General features: G+C 66.8%; 15 protein-coding genes and 1 tRNA gene. 9 read left to right on the top strand and 7 right to left on the bottom strand.

Features of this window, described 5'->3' with window-relative positions:
* Window positions 1-4: 4 nt before the first annotated feature.
* Genes VL973_RS06335 through VL973_RS06325 form a run of 3 tightly spaced genes read left to right on the top strand, consistent with a single transcriptional unit; the run spans window position 5 to window position 3,446 of the window.
* Window positions 5-1,318: a Gfo/Idh/MocA family protein gene (locus VL973_RS06335; protein ID WP_325283183.1), complete on the top strand. Its 1,314-nt coding sequence runs from the start codon at window positions 5-7 to the stop codon at window positions 1,316-1,318.
* A 17-nt stretch (window positions 1,319-1,335) separates the two neighbouring features.
* Window positions 1,336-2,175, top strand: coding sequence for an FAD:protein FMN transferase (locus VL973_RS06330; RefSeq protein ID WP_325283182.1), 840 nt, complete (start codon window positions 1,336-1,338; stop codon window positions 2,173-2,175).
* Complete coding sequence (locus tag VL973_RS06325; RefSeq protein ID WP_325283181.1) at window positions 2,172-3,446, top strand: Gfo/Idh/MocA family protein; 1,275 nt, start codon at window positions 2,172-2,174, stop codon at window positions 3,444-3,446. Before VL973_RS06330 ends, VL973_RS06325 begins: the two co-directional genes overlap by 4 nt.
* On the opposite strand, the gene VL973_RS06320 is transcribed toward VL973_RS06325, so the two are convergent.
* Window positions 3,436-4,755, bottom strand: coding sequence for an MFS transporter (locus VL973_RS06320; RefSeq protein ID WP_325283180.1), 1,320 nt, complete (start codon window positions 4,753-4,755; stop codon window positions 3,436-3,438). The two genes, VL973_RS06325 and VL973_RS06320, sit on opposite strands and share 11 nt — an antisense overlap.
* A 51-nt stretch (window positions 4,756-4,806) precedes the next feature.
* On the bottom strand, window positions 4,807-6,021 hold the full coding sequence (uxuA, locus tag VL973_RS06315) for a mannonate dehydratase (RefSeq protein ID WP_325283179.1): 1,215 nt from the start codon (window positions 6,019-6,021) through the stop codon (window positions 4,807-4,809).
* A gap of 111 nt (window positions 6,022-6,132) precedes the next feature.
* On the opposite strand from uxuA, the gene VL973_RS06310 reads away from it, so the two are divergent.
* A complete protein-coding gene (locus tag VL973_RS06310) occupies window positions 6,133-7,302 on the top strand; it encodes a Gfo/Idh/MocA family protein (RefSeq protein WP_325283178.1) in 1,170 nt (389 codons plus the stop codon).
* 199 nt (window positions 7,303-7,501) lie between these two features.
* On the opposite strand, the gene VL973_RS06305 is transcribed toward VL973_RS06310, so the two are convergent.
* The 3 genes from VL973_RS06305 to VL973_RS06295 all read right to left on the bottom strand — a co-directional run bounded on the left by VL973_RS06305 (window position 7,502) and on the right by VL973_RS06295 (window position 9,426).
* A tRNA-Arg gene (locus tag VL973_RS06305) sits at window positions 7,502-7,578 on the bottom strand.
* 136 nt (window positions 7,579-7,714) lie between these two features.
* The gene (locus tag VL973_RS06300) at window positions 7,715-8,827 is read right to left on the bottom strand and encodes a M14 family metallopeptidase (protein ID WP_325283177.1); all 1,113 of its coding nucleotides are present in this window, start codon (window positions 8,825-8,827) and stop codon (window positions 7,715-7,717) included.
* Window positions 8,824-9,426: a DUF4136 domain-containing protein gene (locus VL973_RS06295; RefSeq protein WP_325283176.1), complete on the bottom strand. Its 603-nt coding sequence runs from the start codon at window positions 9,424-9,426 to the stop codon at window positions 8,824-8,826. The genes VL973_RS06300 and VL973_RS06295 overlap by 4 nt, the downstream gene beginning before the upstream one ends.
* 165 nt (window positions 9,427-9,591) lie before the next feature.
* Here VL973_RS06295 and ykgO point away from each other — a divergent pair, with 165 nt between their 5' ends.
* The 3 genes from ykgO (at window position 9,592) to VL973_RS06280 (ending at window position 12,055) form a co-directional block, all read left to right on the top strand.
* On the top strand, window positions 9,592-9,717 hold the full coding sequence (gene ykgO / locus VL973_RS06290) for a type B 50S ribosomal protein L36 (protein WP_066575973.1): 126 nt from the start codon (window positions 9,592-9,594) through the stop codon (window positions 9,715-9,717).
* A gap of 20 nt (window positions 9,718-9,737) precedes the next feature.
* Entirely contained in the window at window positions 9,738-10,364 is a 627-nt protein-coding gene (locus VL973_RS06285; protein ID WP_325283175.1) for an HAD family hydrolase, read from the top strand.
* Window positions 10,365-10,435: 71 nt separating this feature from the next.
* A complete protein-coding gene (locus VL973_RS06280; protein WP_325283174.1) occupies window positions 10,436-12,055 on the top strand; it encodes an alkaline phosphatase family protein in 1,620 nt (539 codons plus the stop codon).
* Between the two features lie 21 nt (window positions 12,056-12,076).
* Here the strand turns inward: VL973_RS06280 and pyk are convergent, their stop codons facing one another.
* The gene (gene pyk / locus VL973_RS06275; RefSeq protein WP_325283173.1) at window positions 12,077-13,534 is read right to left on the bottom strand and encodes a pyruvate kinase; all 1,458 of its coding nucleotides are present in this window, start codon (window positions 13,532-13,534) and stop codon (window positions 12,077-12,079) included.
* A gap of 78 nt (window positions 13,535-13,612) precedes the next feature.
* On the opposite strand from pyk, the gene VL973_RS06270 reads away from it, so the two are divergent.
* Entirely contained in the window at window positions 13,613-13,978 is a 366-nt protein-coding gene (locus VL973_RS06270) for a DUF1244 domain-containing protein (RefSeq protein ID WP_325283172.1), read from the top strand.
* A gap of 9 nt (window positions 13,979-13,987) precedes the next feature.
* On the opposite strand, the gene glmM is transcribed toward VL973_RS06270, so the two are convergent.
* Entirely contained in the window at window positions 13,988-15,328 is a 1,341-nt protein-coding gene (glmM, locus tag VL973_RS06265; RefSeq protein WP_325283171.1) for a phosphoglucosamine mutase, read from the bottom strand.
* Window positions 15,329-15,400: 72 nt separating this feature from the next.
* On the opposite strand from glmM, the gene VL973_RS06260 reads away from it, so the two are divergent.
* On the top strand, window positions 15,401-15,585 hold a 185-nt coding region (locus VL973_RS06260; protein WP_325283170.1), incomplete at its 3' end, for a cation:dicarboxylate symporter family transporter.

Here is a 15,585-nt window from a genome sequence, read left to right as displayed (position 1 = left end):
TTCGATGTTCGATCGACGCATGATGATAAAAAGCGCCGCCGCCGCGACGGGGCTGGCGATGACCGCCAAAAGCTATGCGCGGATACAGGGCGCGAACGACCGGCTGCGCGTGGGCGTCGCCGGGATCAACGGGCGCGGCCAGGCGCATATGAGCGCGTTCGCCAAGCTGCCCAATGTCGAGGTCACGCACCTGATCGACGTCGACGCCGCGGTGCTGGCCAAGCGCGCCGACGAATTTGCGGCGAAGGGCAATACCCGCCCGCGCACCGAGCGCGATTATCGCCGGCTGCTGTCGGGCCGGGACATCGACATCATCACCGTCGCCACGCCCGATTTCTCGCACGCCAAGATCGGCGTCGATGCGATGAACGCGGGCAAGCATGTCTATCTGGAAAAGCCGATCGGCATTGCGCCTGCCGAGGGCGAAGCACTGATCGCCGCGCAGAAGCGCACCGGCCGCGTGCTTCAGGTCGGCAACCAGCAGCGATCGAGCCGGGAAACGCGGCAACTGCTCGACATGGTCCGCGCCGGCGAACTGGGCGAGGTGTATGAGGCGCAGACCTGGTATGCCAATAATCGCAAGTCGATCGGCAAGGGGCAGGTCGCCGCACCGCCGCCGACGCTCGACTGGGATCTGTGGCAGGGACCACGCCCGCGCGACCGGTATCGCACCAACCTGGTCCATTATAACTGGCACTGGTTCTGGAAATACGGGACCGGTGAAATCTGCAACAATGCGATGCACGAACTGGACATCGCCCGCTGGATGATGGGCGTGACCTATCCCACCACCGTGTCGGCACGCGGGTCGCGTAACTTCTTCGAGGGTGACGACTGGGAGATGTATGACACAATGGCGCTCGACCTGAATTACGACGACGACCGCGTGATCCGCTGGAACGGGCAGAGCTGCAACGGGATGCGGACCTATGGCCGCGGACGCGGGGTGCTGCTGCTGGGCACCAAAGGCTCGGCGGTGGTCGACCGCAACGGGTTCGAACTTTACGATCTGGCCGGCAAGATGGTGCGCGAGGTCAAGGCGCCCGCCGAGTCCGAGACGACCGGCACCGTGGGTGAGGGCGCACTCGACGTCTATCACGCGCAGAACTTTGTCGACGTGATCCGGGGGCGGCAGCAGGCGCTGGCCTCCCCCATTCAGGAGGGGCATATCAGCACGACATTGTGCCACCTGGGCAATATGGCCTATCGCACCGATGCGATGCTGACCGTCGATCCCGCCACCGGCCGCCCGTCGAGCGCCGATGCGATGAAGCTGTGGTCGGTCGAATATGAACCCGGCTGGGAGCTTCGCGCCTGACCGACACGGTGATCGACATGCGCGAGGTGCGCTTCGCGGCGATGGGCACGCGCATCGAACTCCACCTGTTCGGCGCGGGCGACGCCGATGCGTTGTTCGAGGCGCAGCGAGCGGTCGAGGCGGTGGACGATGCACTGACCATCCACCGCCCGTCGCCCGCGACTGCGCTGAACGAGCGGCTGGCGAGCGGCGGATCGGTGGCGGTTGACGATCCGTTGTTGCTCGATGCGCTGTCGGGCATTTGCGAAGCATGGCGGCAGACCGCCGGGCATTTCGACCCCACCGCCAGCGCCGGGCAGGCGGGGTGCTGGGGCGATGTGCGGGTCGATGTCGCGGCAGCGCGGATCGAGGCCGAGGGTCCCGCCGCGCTCGATTTCGGCGGGTTCGGCAAGGGTTACGCCCTTGACCGTGCGCTATCGGTGCTGCGCCGTCACGGCGTCCGGTCGGCGCTGTTGTCTGCGGGGGAAAGCTCGATTGCGGCGCTGGGCGAACATCCGTTGGGCGGGGCATGGCCGATCGCGGTCCCCGATCCCGTGCAACCGGGATGCGAGTTGATCCTGCTTGAGATCGTCGACCAGTCGATGTCGGTTTCGGCCACCATCGGCGCGGGCTTCATGGCGCCCGGACGCGCGGCGATGGTGCGTGCCAGTGACGGCACCGTCGTCACCGCGCCCGCGACGGCGATCGCCATCGACGACAGCGGCGCGCTGGCCGAAGCGATCAGCACCGCGCTGATCGTCGCGCCGGTTGCCGCCACGCAAAAGCTGATCCGCGAGCGGCCGCATGGCCGCCATCTGTTCACCCATCGAGGCGTGCCGATCGTGCAGGCCGGTGCTTACGGGACCCCAGACCTATGAACGAACGCGATTTCGACCTTTCCCGCCGTGCCTTTCTGGACCGGGTGCTGGCTGCCTCAGCCGGCGTGGGCGTGCTGTCGGCGGCACCATGGGCGGCGGCGGCGGCGGCCGCCGCCGCACCGGCGCAGGGGGAGCGCGTGCGGCTGGGCGTGGTCGGCACGGGCGACCGGGGCCGCGCGCTGATCCAGAACATCGCCAAGACCCGCAACTGCACCGTCGCCGCGATATGCGATATCTATGCGCCGAACCTGGCGCGCGGCAAGGCGCTGGTGCCGGCATCGACGCCCGCCTTTGCCGATTATCGCGCGATGCTCGACGCCGGGGGGCTGGACGCGGTGGTGATCGCGACCCCGCTGGACCTGCATGCGCGGCAGACCTTTGACGCGGTCGATGCGGGGCTGCACGTCTGGTGCGAAAAGGCGATGGCGCGCACCGTTGCCGATTGCGGCGCGATGATTACGCGCGCGCGGGCGGGTGGCAAGGTGCTCCAGGTCGGACACCAGCGCATGTTCCACCCCACCTATCTCGACGCATTGAAGCGCGCCAAGGCGGGCGATATCGGCGCCATCACCCAAATCCGCGCAAGCTGGCACCGCAACAAGAGCTGGCGGCGGCAATTGCCCGAAGGCGCCGGCAGCGAACTGGACCGTCAGCTCAACTGGCGGCTTTATCGTGATCGCTCAGCCGGGTTGATGACTGAACTCGCCACGCACCAGCTTCAGGTCGCCAACTGGTTCCTCGACGCATTGCCGACGCGCGTCATGGGTTCGGGCAGCATCTGTTTCTGGAAGGACGGGCGCGAGGTCTATGACCATGTTGCGCTGATCTATGACTATCCGGGCGGGCGGAAGACGATCTATTCGTCGCTGCTGAACAATGCCCGCTATGGATGCGAGGAGCAGATTCAGGGCAGCAAGGGGACGATCGAGCCTGAACTGGGTCGCATCTATTCCGAAAACGCGCCGCGTGCCGCGCAACTGGCGCAGTTGCAATGCGACGTGCAGGGCGGTCGCAAGCGGCCGATCCCGATCGGCGGCGCGACCTGGTTCCCCGAACTGCCCGTCCGCACCCCCGGCGATCCGCTGAAATGGGGCGAGTATGACGAAACGATGCTCCAGTTCGAGGGCTTTGGCGAAGCCGTCCGCAGCGGGCGCGAATTGCCGGGCCTGTTGTATCAGGCCTATCACGCCAGCGTCGCATCGCTGCTCGGGGAGCAGGCGATGGACACCGGGCGCATCATCGAATGGCCAAAGGATCTGGTCAGCGTGTGACCGTCGGGGCGGGCGCGGCCTCCAGCCGGGGGACGAGCAGGTGAACGATCGCCAGCGCGACCAGATAGGCGCTGCCCGCCCAGACGAACACCGGGGCATAGCTGCCGACGCTTTCTAGCACCCGGCCGACATAATTGGCCATCAGCATACCCCCGACGGCGCCCGCCGCGCCGCCGATGCCCATCACCGACGCCACCGAACTGCGTGGGAAGGTATCCGACACCATGGTGTAGAGGTTCGAGGACCAGCCCTGATGCGCCGCCGCCGCCAGGCCGATGATGCCGACCGCGGTCCACAGTCCCGATACCGTGCTGGCCGCAAAGATCGGCAGCACGCACAGCGCGCAGACCAGCAGCGCCAGCTTGCGCCCCGCATTGACGCTGTAACCGCGCCGGATCAGTGCTGACGACAGCCAGCCGCCGCCTACGCTGCCGACATCGGCCAGCAGATACACCGCGATCAGCGGCGGGCCGAAGCTGGTCAGATCCAGCCCGTGGCGCTTGGCAAAGAAATCGGGCAGCCAGAACAGGAACAGATACCAGACCGGATCGGTCAGGAATTTTGCGCTCATGAACGCCCAGGTGCCGCGATGGCGGAACAGCGTCCGCCACGGAATCTTCGGTTCCTCCTCCATCGTCGGCGCGTCGGCGTTGATATAGGCAAGCTCGGACGGGGACACTTTCGGATGTTGCGCGGGTGCGCGATAATAGATCAGCCACACTGCCAGCCAGACAAAACCCAGCATACCCGTGACGATGAACGCCGCCTGCCAGCCGAACTGGATCGCCAGCACGGGCACGACGATCGGCGTGGCGATGGCGCCGACATTGGCCCCGGCGTTCAGGATGCCGGCAGCGAGCGCGCGCTCCTTTTTGGGGAACCACTCGGCCACCGACTTGATCGCTGCGGGGAAGTTCGCGGCCTCGCCCAGCCCCAGCGCGAATCGCGCGAATGAAAAGCCGCCCGGCGTGCGGAACAGCGCGTGCGCCATCGCCGCGAAGCTCCAGATCGCGATGGCGCCGGCATAGCCCAGTTTCGACCCGATCCGGTCGATGATCGGCCCGCACGCCAACAGGCCGATGCCGTAAGCGGCCTGAAACCAGAAGACGATGGTGCCGTAATCGATTTCGCTCCAGCCAAGCTCGGCCTGAAGCGTGGGCTTCAGGATGCCGATGATCTGGCGGTCGATGTAATTGATCGTGGTCGCGAAGAAGAGCAGCGCGCAGATGATCCAGCGGACGTTGCTGGCCGGCTTTGTGGGGCTGGCCGGTGTGGGCGGGTGGCCGGGGGCCGCTTCGGGTGCCGTCACGCTGTTGCTCTCCTTGATGCGGATGTCCCGCCTTGTCCGGTTGTCGGGGCCTCAGCCCTGTGCGAGTGCCGGTTGTTGCGCGCGGACATGGGCGATGCCGCGCTCCAGCCCGCGCAGTTCGGCCAGCCCGCGCATCCGCCCCAGCAGCGAATAGCCCGGCAGCGTCACTTTATCGAGGTCGTCGAGCATCTGGTGGCCATGGTCGGGCCGCATCGGGATCGACCGGCCTTCGCGCCGTTGCAGTGCGTGGATCGCCGCGACGATGCCCGCCATCCCGGCATCGCCCGCCAGATGCTCCGCCTCATGAAAGGCGCCGTTCGCTTCGCGCTGGACCGAACGCAGGTGGAGAAAGCCGATGCGGCTGCCCAGCCGCTCGACCATGCCGGGCAGGTCGTTGTCGGCGCGCGCGCCGAACGATCCGGCACAGAAGCACAGGCCGTTGGCGGGACTGGGCACCGCGTCGAACAGGCGGGCGACATCGGCCTCGGTGCTGACGACGCGCGGCAGGCCGAACAGCGGGAAGGGCGGGTCGTCGGGATGCACGACCAACCGGATGCCCAGCGCCTCCGCATGGGGGCAGACCGCCTCCAGAAACGCGATGTGGCTGGCACGCAGTCCGTCGGCGCCGAGGTCGCCATAGAGCGCCAGCGCGTCCCGGAAGCGGCTTCGGGTGAAGCCGTCCTCGCTGCCCGGCAAGCCGGCGATGATCGTGCGTTCCAGCGCGTCGCACTGTGCCGTGTCCATTACGGCGAAGCGGCGAGCGGCGCTGTCGACCATCGCGGCGGAATAATCGCGCTCCGCCCCCGGACGACACAGGATATGAAGGTCATAGACCGCCGCGGCTTCCAACTCGAAGCGCAGCGCGCGCGCGCCGTCGGGCAGTTCCCAGCCAAGGTCGGTGCGCGTCCAGTCGAGCACCGGCATGAAATTATAGGTGACGACGCCGATCCCGCATTCGGCAAGATTGGTCAGGGTGTGGCGATATGCGTCGATATAAGCGTCGCACCCCGCCGAACGCGTCTTGATCGCGTCATGCACCGGCACGCTTTCGACAACGGTCCAGCCAAGCCCGGCGGCCTCGATCCGGCGCTTGTGTTCGCGGATGCGGTGGGTCGGCCAGATCTCACCATTGGGGATGTCGTGGAGCGCGCTGACGATTTCGGAGGCGCCGGCCTGGCGGATCTCGCTCAATTTCACCGGATCAGATGCGCCGAACCAGCGCATTGCCTGCGTCATGTACACGGGATGCTGCCCCCTCTCGCTCATTTGCCCCGGCTTCGGTGCCGTTTCACATTGGCTAACATAGCGAAGGTAGCAGGCCAATATAAAAACCTGTAAGACATCTTTTGTGACGTAGCTATCCAGGAGAGGACGGAGATGAACCCGATCGACCGACGCGCGCTGCTGGCCGGGGCCGGCTTTGCCGGAGCAGGCGTAGCGCTGACGATGAGCGGGGATGCGCGCGCGCAGTCGGGCACCCAGGGCAATGCCGCGCCCGATACGGGCGCGCCACGCGGTGCCGACCCGAGCGCGCGGCACCGCATCCGCTTTGGCGTGATCGGTCTCGACCATTCGCACATCTACGCCATGACCGATGCGCTGATCCGCGGCGGTGGCACGCTGGCGGCCGTCCATGCCCCCGACGCACGGCAATTCGCGGCGTTTGCGCGTCGTTACGGCAATGTGAAGCGTGCGCGCAGCGAGGCGGAAATCCTTGAGGATCAGGGCATCCGACTGGTCGCCAGCGCGTCGATCCCCGATCTGCGCGCGCCGCTTGGCATTCGCGTGATGCGCGCGGGCAAGGATTTCCTGTCGGACAAGCCGGGTATCACCAGCCTCGACCAACTGGCCGATGTGCGCGCGGCGATCCGCGAGACGCGGCGCAAGTTCGCGATCATGTATTCCGAACGGTTCGAAGTGCGCGCCGCGGTCAAGGCGGGCGAACTGGTCAAGGCCGGCGCCATCGGCAAGGTGGTGCAGACCGTCAACCTGGCCCCGCACCGGATGAGTCCGGCATCGCGCCCGCAATGGTTCTTCGACACCGCGCGCTATGGCGGCATCCTGACCGATATCGGCAGCCACCAGGCCGACCAGTTCCTGTTCTATACCGGCTCGACCCGTGCCGATGTTGTTGCGTCACAAGCGGGGAATGTCGGCACGCCCGAACATCCGCGCTTTCAGGATTTCGGCGACATGACGGTGACGGGCGACGGCGGAACCGGCTATATCCGCGTCGACTGGTTCACCCCTGACGGCCTGTCGACCTGGGGCGACGGGCGGTTGTTCATCCTGGGCACCGAGGGGTTCATCGAACTGCGTAAATATGTCGATGTCGCCGGTCGTCCGGGGGGCGATCACCTGTTGATTACCGACGCCAACGGCTCGCGTTACATCGATTGCAGCAAGGTGCCGCTGCCCTTCGGCCCGCAATTCGTCAGCGACGTGGTTGAGCGCACCGAGGTGGCGCAGGACCAAGCACAGGCGTTGCTGGCCGCCGAACTGGTGCTGAAGGCCCAGGCACAGGCGCGTCCCCCAATGCTCGGGTGACAGGGCAGCAGACAGACCGGCGCCGTGCGGGGCTTGTCATAGCTGCTCGGGGATTGCGGCTCAGTTCGAGCCTGGCGGACATCGACACGACGAACCTTCGCAACCGAGGCGTGCGGCAGGCACCAATATGCCGACGCATCTCGCCGGGAAGACGATGGAAAGCGGGACTGGCGCCCCTAGTCTACCCGCCTATTGAAATTGGCGCACCCGACAGGATTCGAACCTGTGGCCTCTGCCTTCGGAGGGCAGCGCTCTATCCAGCTGAGCTACGGGTGCGTGGTGGCGCTGCGTAGCAAAGCGGGCCGGTGGGCGCCAGAGGCTTTGTTGCGCGGGGCTTTTGCCCTTTGCCCGGCGATGAATCCGCTTTTGGCGGTGCACCCGCCAACCGCCAGGTGCGCCGCGCCGTTCGACTTCAGATCAGTTCGGCCAGCGTGTCGAGACAGGCATGGGCCAGCGCCTTTGATCGATCGGGCGACCAGCCATGCACCGCGTCGGGCAACGGGTCGTGATCCTTGAACGGCATTTCCAGCGTCATCGAAACCGCGCCGAATCGTTCGGCGAGCTGGTTGGTCGACATCGACAGATTGGCTCGGCCCGGCGGTGTTTTGTCATAGCCGAGCGCCGTCTGGAACAGCGGCGTGTTATCCGCCAGCCGCTGTTGATAGGCATAGAACCGCTCGCCCAGTGTATCAGTCCAGCTTGGAATCCCCTCGAACCCGGCCAGGAAATTGGCGGGGATCGCCTCGTCGCCGTGCACGTCCATGGCCCAGTCGACGCCGGTCGCATCCATGGCATTTCGAACGCACAGCACTTCGGGCGAGCGATCGGGCGTCGGCGCGTGCCATTCGCGGTTGAGGTTCACGCCCGCCGCATTGGTGCGAAGGTGCCCGCGCCGCGAGCCATCCGGGTTCATGTTGGGCACCAGATGCAGCGTTGCCTTCTCCCGCAGCAGCGCGGCCGTCGCGTCGCCGGGGGTGGTGATTTTTTCGAGGGCGCCTTCCATGAACCATTCGGCCATCGATTCGCCGGGGTGCTGACGAGCGTAGATCCAGACCTGTTTCGGCCCGGTGCCGACGTCGAGGCAGTCGATCGCCTGCCGGTCGAGCGAGTGGCCCAGCGTCCGGTGCGACACCCCCGGCATCGCCGCCATGCGCGCGATCAGGTCGTGGTGCCGCTCCATCGAATAGGGCGCGAAATAGGCGAACCACGCCACATCGCCGTCAAACCGGTGGGTGAAGCTGAGCACGCCGTCGCGATATTCACTGGCCCCGACCATCGCCCATTGCGCGCGATCGGTGGACAAGCGCGGGCGATAGCCCGGCCAGCCAAAGGCATAGGCCGCCCCGCCTGCGTTCATCAGGCGGAAGGTCAGCGTGCGCCCCTTTATCCCGCTCACGCGGAAATGGAACCACTGATAGAAGTCCGAATGGGCATCGCGGCGGATATTCAGGTCCACCCGGTCGCCGTCGATGCCCACCAGTTCGATATTGCCGCTGTCAAAAGCGGCGTTCACGTCGATCGTCATGGCACGGTGGTAGTGAATCCCGACTGCCCCGGAAAGTCCCTGAACAATGCATTTGCCAGCCGACCGGCCTGTGCCTGCGCCGCGCCGACATCGGCAGGGGCAGTGCCCGCGGTGCGCGCATTCCCTTCCCACACCACGGTCTGGTCGGTGCGGCGGCGCAGCTTCACCGTCATTTCATTGCCGATCAGCGCGCGCGTCGATCCACCGAGCTGCGTCGACAGGCCGCCGCCGACACCGCCGCCCCGGCCGCCCGAAACTCCGCCCAGACCCAGCCCGATCTGTGGCCCCACGCGGGTGGTGCCGACCTGCTGGCGGTCCATCGTCACTTCGAGCAGATAGAGCGAGCCGGCGCCGTCGGGCACGCGTGTGAAGCCGATTCGCGACAATTCGGCGGCGACCGCGTCGACCTGCATTCCGTAATCGCTCGACATCGTGCCCGGACCGGCCGCGTCGCGATCAATGCCGAACGTGCCCGGTGCGATCGGTTCGCCCAGATGATAGCGAATCACCTCGACCGGCCCGGTTCGTGCACCGCCCATCGTGCAGGCGCTGGCAAGCGTGGCGGTGGCGGCTAGAACGGCAATGGACGCGATACGCATGGCGGTTTCCTTAGAGATGCCGCCGGGCGATTCCACGGCCCGGCGCGATATCGTAACGCACCGGCAACGCTTTGGCTTCCCCGCTTTCGCCTTGACGCGGGCGGGCCGCGCGGCTAGGCGAGCGCCTCACTTTTTCCCGCGAAATATTTGGACAGCGAGCCGGTCATGAAGATCGTCAATTCACTCAAGTCGCTCAAGGGGCGTCACCGCGACAACCGCGTGATCCGCCGCCGTGGCCGCGTTTACGTCATCAACAAGACCCAGCGCCGCTTTAAGGCACGCCAGGGCTGATCGCCGCCGGGACCGGGGCCATGGACACCATGCCTGCCCCACATGCCGTTATCTTTGATATCGGCAATGTCCTGTTCCACTGGCATCCGCGCTTCCTTTACGAGCGCCTGATCGGCGACGATCGGGCGCTCGAAGCGTTCGTGCGCGATGTGGTGACGCCCGAATGGCATTATCAGCATGATGAAGGCCGCGCCTTTGCCGAAACATCGGCCGAGCTGGCCGCGCGCCATCCCGAACATGCCGATCTGATCGCCGCCTGGGGTCCGCGCTTCAACGAAAGCGTTGGCGGGCCGGTGGCGGGAATGCACGAGATTGTCGAATCGCTGGACGCCGCGGGCGTGCCCATGTTCGCGATCACCAATTTCAGCCACGAATTCTGGCCCCCCTTCCGCGCGGCATGGCCCGCTCTGTTCGACCGGTTCCGCGATGTCGTCGTTTCGGGCGAGGAGCGGCTGGTCAAGCCCGATCCCGCGATCTACGCGCTCGCGCTCGACCGGTTCGGCCTGAGTGGCGAACAGGCAGTGTTTGTCGACGACAACCCCGCCAATGTCGACGCGGCATCGGCGATGGGTATCCACGCGCACCATTTCAGCGACGCCGCCGGGTTTCGCCGGTTTCTGATCGAACATCGACTCTTGGCGCGCTGAACGCCACGAAATCGTCATGCTGGCACGCGATGGGACGGTTTTACCGTTCAGCCGAAAGTCGCGCCATGTCGATGTCCCGCACCCTTGCCCGCGCCGCCGCGCTTCTGTCCGTGTCGGCGACCCCGCTGGCCGCGCAGGAGGCACCGGCCACGACGCCGCCAAAGCTGATCGTGATGGTATCGTCGGACCAGTTCTCCACCGACCTGTTCACGCAATATCGCCCCTATTTCACCGGCGGGCTGAAGCGCCTGTCCCAGGGGGTCGCGTTCCCCAATGGCTATCAAAGCCATGCCGCCACCGAAACCTGTCCCGGCCATGCCACGCTGATGACCGGCAGCCGTCCGGCGCGCACCGGTATCGTCGCCAACAACTGGTATGATTTCAAAGGGCCGCGCCCCGGCGAAGTCTATTGCGCGGAGGATGAGCGGCGCGGCACGTTTCGCGATTATGTGCCCAGCGACGTGCATCTGCGCGTCCCCACGCTTGGCGAGCGGTTGAAGGCGCGCGATCCGCGCACGCGCACCGTATCGGTCGCGGGCAAGGACCGCGCCGCCATCATGATGGGCGGTCATGCGATGGACCAGATCTGGTTCTGGCGCGACGGCACCGGCTTTGTCACCACGACGACGCCGACGCCGCCCGCTGCCGTCACGCGGATCAACGCGGCGGTCCGCAGCGAGATCGCGGCGCCTGCCCCCGCGCTCGACCTGCCGCAATGGTGCCGGGACTTCGCCAATCCGGTGACGGTGGGCGAGGCGCGGATGGGCGACGGGCGGTTCGAGCGGGACGCGGGCGAAGAGAGCCGCTGGAAGGCCTCCCCCCGCTTTGACGATGCCGTCACCAGACTGGCGGTCGCACTTGTCGAGGATATGAAGCTGGGTCGCGGCCCGGCGACCGACGTGCTGACCGTGGGCCTGTCGGCGACCGATTATGTCGGCCATCGTTACGGCACCGGCGGGTCGGAAATGTGCATCCAGGTCGCCGCCGTCGACCGCGCGGTCGGCGAACTGATGACTGCGCTGGACGCAACGGGCGTCGATTATGTCATCGCCTTTTCCTCCGACCATGGCGGCAACGACCTGCCTGAACGCGAGCAGCAGCGCGGCGTGCCCGCGGCCGCGCGCGTCGATGTCGCGCTGGCCCCGGCGGCGCTGGGCCGGACGCTGGCGCCCGATCTGGGCTGGACGGGCGGGCAGTTGCTCTATGGCTCGCTCAACGGCGATGTCTGGGTCGCGCCCGAAGTCACCGATCCGGCGATGCGAGCGCGCGTGATCGAGGCGGCGGCGGCCGCCTATCGCGGCCACCCGCAGGTCGCCTCCGTGCTGACCGCCGACGACGTGCGCGCGACGCCGATGCCGACGACGTTGCCCGACAGCTGGACGCTGATCGAGCGACAGCGTGCGGCCTATGACGCCGAACGGTCGGGCGATTTCGTCGTGTTCCTGAAATCGGGCATCACGCCCAGCCAGGGCGGCGCGACGCATGGCAGCCCGTGGGACTATGACCGCCGCGTGCCGATCCTGTTCTGGCGCCGGGGGCTGAGCCATTTCGAACAGCCGCTGGCGGTGGAAACGATCGACATCATGCCCAGCTTCGCGGCGCTGGTCGACCTGCCGCTCAAGCCCGGCGAGGTCGACGGCCGCTGCCTCGACCTCGATGGCGGGGCGGGGGACAGCTGCGCGGGGGACTGACCCCCGCGCAGCCCGCGCGCCTCAACCCTCGTGGTTCTTCAATTCGTCGCCGATGATCTGGGTGACGTGCAGCACGTTGGTTGTCCCCGGCACGCCGAACGGCACGCCGGCGCAAACCACCACACGCTCCCCGCCCTTGGCCAGGCCGTGGCGCAGCGCCATCCGCTTGGCCTTGGCGACCATTTCCTCGAACGAGGCGACATCGCGCGTCTGAACCGCGTGCGTGCCCCATAGCAGACCCAGCCGCCGCGCGGTCTGTGCACGCGGGGTCAGCACCAGGATCGGCACCGACGGGCGTTCGCGCGCGATCCGCCGTGCGGTCGAACCCGACAGGGTGAAACAGATGATCGCCGATGCATTGGCGGTCAGGGCGATGGCCTTGGCCGCCGCCGCCAGCGCGTCCGCCGTGGTCGGGTCGGGCGTGGTGACGGTGAAGTGCACGCGGTCGCCATGCGCGGGATCGCGCTCCACCGAATTGGCGATCGCGTCCATCATCATGACCGATTCGGCGGGCCAGGCACCGGCGGCGCTTTCGGCCGACAGCATGATCGCATCCGCGCCGTCGTAAACAGCGGTCGCCACGTCCGACACCTCGGCACGGGTTGGTGTGGGCGCGGTAATCATCGATTCGAGCATCTGCGTCGCGACGATGACCGGGCGGCCCAGCCGGCGTGAGGTCTCGACGATGCGCTTTTGCAGCGGCGGCACCGATTCGGGCGGCAGTTCGACGCCCAGATCGCCGCGCGCGACCATCACGCCGTCGCACTGCTCGACAATCTCGTCCAGCCGCGCGACGGCGGAGGGCTTCTCGATCTTGGCCAGCAGCGCGGCCTTGCCCGCGATCAGCTTGCGCGCCTCGGCCAGATCCTCGGGCCGCTGCACGAACGACAGCGCGATCCAGTCGGCGCCCTGCTCGACCGCAAAGGCCAAGTCGCTGATATCCTTTTCGGTCAGCGCCGCCATCGGCAGCACCACGTCGGGGACGTTCAGCCCCTTTGAATTGGACAGTGCGCCGCCGACCTCGACCACCGTTTCGATCCGGTCGTCGTCATGGTCGGTGACGCGCAGCGTCAGCTTGCCGTCGTCAAGGAGAAGCCGCGCATCGCGCGCGATCGCGGCAAAGATTTCGCGGTGCGGCAATTCGACGCGCGTCGCGTCGCCCGGCTCGGGCGACCGGTCGAAGGTAAAGGTCTGGCCGGTTTCCAGAGTGACGCGGCCATCGGCGAACTTGCCGACGCGCAGCTTCGGCCCCTGAAGATCGGCGAGGATCGTCGTCGGGCGGCGATATTCGGCCTCCAGCGCGCGGATCGCTTCGATCACGGGCACTTTCGATGCCTGATCGCCGTGGCTCATGTTGATGCGGAATGCGTCGGCGCCGCGCTCGAACAGCCGGGCGATCATTTCGGGGCTGCTGCTGGCGGGTCCCAGCGTCGCCAGAACGCGCACCTTGCGCGTGCGTGGCGGCATGGCCTTGGTCATTGGATACGCTCCTCGGCTTGTCCGCGGCGGTTGGTAGCCGATATTGGCCACGGATCAACCGTGCATAGGATTGCGAAAATGGCAGACATCGACAATTTGGACGACAAGGTCGCCGCCGCGGCGTTTCGCCGGCTGGTCAGGCACCTTCGCCACCGCACCGATGCCCAGAATGTCGACCTGATGGGTCTGGCCGGATTCTGCCGAAATTGCCTGGGCGACTGGGTGGCGGAGGCCGGCGGCATGTCGAAGGACGCGGGCCGCGAGCTGGTCTACGGGATGCCCTATGGCGAATGGAAAGCGAGGCACCAGTTGCCCGCCACCCCCGAACAGATCGAGCGCATGAACGAAAGCGTCGCCCGGAACGCACAAGAGGACGCGCTGGACGAGGCGCTGGCGGAAAGTTTCCCCGCCAGCGACCCGCCCGCCATGACCGAACCGCGATAAGCGCTGGGGTCAGGCCGCCGCGCGCACCGCGTCGCAGATGCGGTCGACCACCGATTCGACCTGTGCGGCGTCATCCCCCTCGGCCATCACCCGGATGACGGGTTCAGTGCCCGACGGGCGGATGACCAACCGCCCCCGGCCCGCCAGTTCCAGTTCGGCGGCGGCGATCGTTTCGATCACGCTGGTTGCCTCCAGCGGCTTGGCGGGGCGTTCGTAGCGGACGTTTTTCAGCACCTGCGGCACGCGGTCGAACCGGTGGAGCACGCGGCTGGCCGGCGCGCCCGATCGCACGATCTCGGCCAGAACCTGAAGCGCGGCGACCAGCCCGTCGCCGGTCGTGCCATATTCCGACAGGATGATGTGGCCCGATTGCTCGCCACCGACATTATATCCGCGCGAGCGCATCGCCTCCAGCACGTAACGGTCGCCGACCTTGGTGCGGATCAACTCCAGCCCCTGCGCGCCCAGATAGCGCTCCAGCCCCAGATTGGACATGACGGTCGCGACCAGCCCGCCGCCGTTCAGCCGCCCGCGCCGCGCCCAGCCGGTGGCGATCGTCGCCATCAACTGATCGCCGTCGATCACCTGACCCTGTTCGTCGACCACGATCAGTCGGTCAGCGTCGCCGTCCAGCGCGATGCCGATATCGGCGCCTGTTGCGACGACGGTTTCCTGCAACACGCCGGGCGCGGTCGATCCCACGCCGTCATTGATGTTGCGGCCGTTGGGCGTGACGCCCAGCGCGACCACTTCGGCCCCCAGTTCCCACAGCGCCGATGGCGCGACCTGATAGGCGGCGCCATTGGCGCAATCGACCACCACTTTCAGTCCGTCGAGGCGCAGATCGTCGGGAAAGGTCGACTTGGCGAAGTGGATATAGCGGCCGCGCGCATCCTCGATCCGCTTGGCGCGGCCGATCTCGGTCGAGGGGACCAGCGGCACCTGGCCGTCGATCAGCGCCTCGATCGCTTCCTCGTCGGCATCGGACAGCTTGTAGCCGTCGGGGCCGAACAGCTTGATGCCGTTGTCGGCAAAGGGATTGTGGCTGGCGGAAATCATCACGCCGATGTCGGCGCGCATCGACCGCGTCAGCATGGCGACCGCAGGCGTCGGCATCGGTCCCACCAGCACAACGTCCATGCCGACCGACGTGAAGCCCGCCGTCATCGCATTTTCGAGCATATAGCCCGACAGCCGCGTATCCTTGCCGATGACCACGCGGTGGCGGTGATCGCCGCGCAGGAAATGCGCGCCCGCGGCCATGCCGACGCGCATCGCCATTTCCGCCGTCATCGGCGACATGTTGGTCGCGCCGCGAATTCCGTCGGTGCCGAAATATTTTCTTGCCATCGGGCGTTGCCCCTTCACCTTGCATCACTGCTATGGATCGCCTGATAGCGCGCGTTTTTGGGAAGGGCGAGCATGTCGCAGCCGATGCGAATCCTGTTGGCACTGATTGTGGGCATCGCCGCCGGTGTCCTGCTGGCCGCGGCACGGCCCGACGCGGCGCTGGCGGGCACCGCCGTCGCACAGCCGATCGGCACGATGTGGCTGAACGCCCTTCGGATGACCATCGTGCCGCTGGTGGTTGCGCTACTGGTAACGGG

It is taken from the genome of Sphingomonas sp., from assembly GCF_035490575.1.
In the GTDB taxonomy this organism is placed as follows: Bacteria; Pseudomonadota; Alphaproteobacteria; order Sphingomonadales; family Sphingomonadaceae; genus Sphingomonas.
This window is presented reverse-complemented; position numbering and strand designations above follow the sequence as displayed.

Coding starts and splice junctions, on each gene's coding strand:
- VL973_RS06300 (WP_325283177.1), bottom strand. CDS start 8,827: ATGACGATCGACGTGAACGCCGCTTTTGACAGCGGCAATATCGAACTG.
- VL973_RS06330 (WP_325283182.1), top strand. CDS start 1,336: ATGCGCGAGGTGCGCTTCGCGGCGATGGGCACGCGCATCGAACTCCAC.
- pyk (WP_325283173.1), bottom strand. CDS start 13,534: ATGACCAAGGCCATGCCGCCACGCACGCGCAAGGTGCGCGTTCTGGCG.
- VL973_RS06335 (WP_325283183.1), top strand. CDS start 5: ATGTTCGATCGACGCATGATGATAAAAAGCGCCGCCGCCGCGACGGGG.
- uxuA (WP_325283179.1), bottom strand. CDS start 6,021: ATGAGCGAGAGGGGGCAGCATCCCGTGTACATGACGCAGGCAATGCGC.
- ykgO (WP_066575973.1), top strand. CDS start 9,592: ATGAAGATCGTCAATTCACTCAAGTCGCTCAAGGGGCGTCACCGCGAC.
- VL973_RS06325 (WP_325283181.1), top strand. CDS start 2,172: ATGAACGAACGCGATTTCGACCTTTCCCGCCGTGCCTTTCTGGACCGG.
- VL973_RS06285 (WP_325283175.1), top strand. CDS start 9,738: ATGGACACCATGCCTGCCCCACATGCCGTTATCTTTGATATCGGCAAT.
- VL973_RS06310 (WP_325283178.1), top strand. CDS start 6,133: ATGAACCCGATCGACCGACGCGCGCTGCTGGCCGGGGCCGGCTTTGCC.
- VL973_RS06295 (WP_325283176.1), bottom strand. CDS start 9,426: ATGCGTATCGCGTCCATTGCCGTTCTAGCCGCCACCGCCACGCTTGCC.
- VL973_RS06280 (WP_325283174.1), top strand. CDS start 10,436: ATGTCCCGCACCCTTGCCCGCGCCGCCGCGCTTCTGTCCGTGTCGGCG.
- VL973_RS06270 (WP_325283172.1), top strand. CDS start 13,613: ATGGCAGACATCGACAATTTGGACGACAAGGTCGCCGCCGCGGCGTTT.
- glmM (WP_325283171.1), bottom strand. CDS start 15,328: ATGGCAAGAAAATATTTCGGCACCGACGGAATTCGCGGCGCGACCAAC.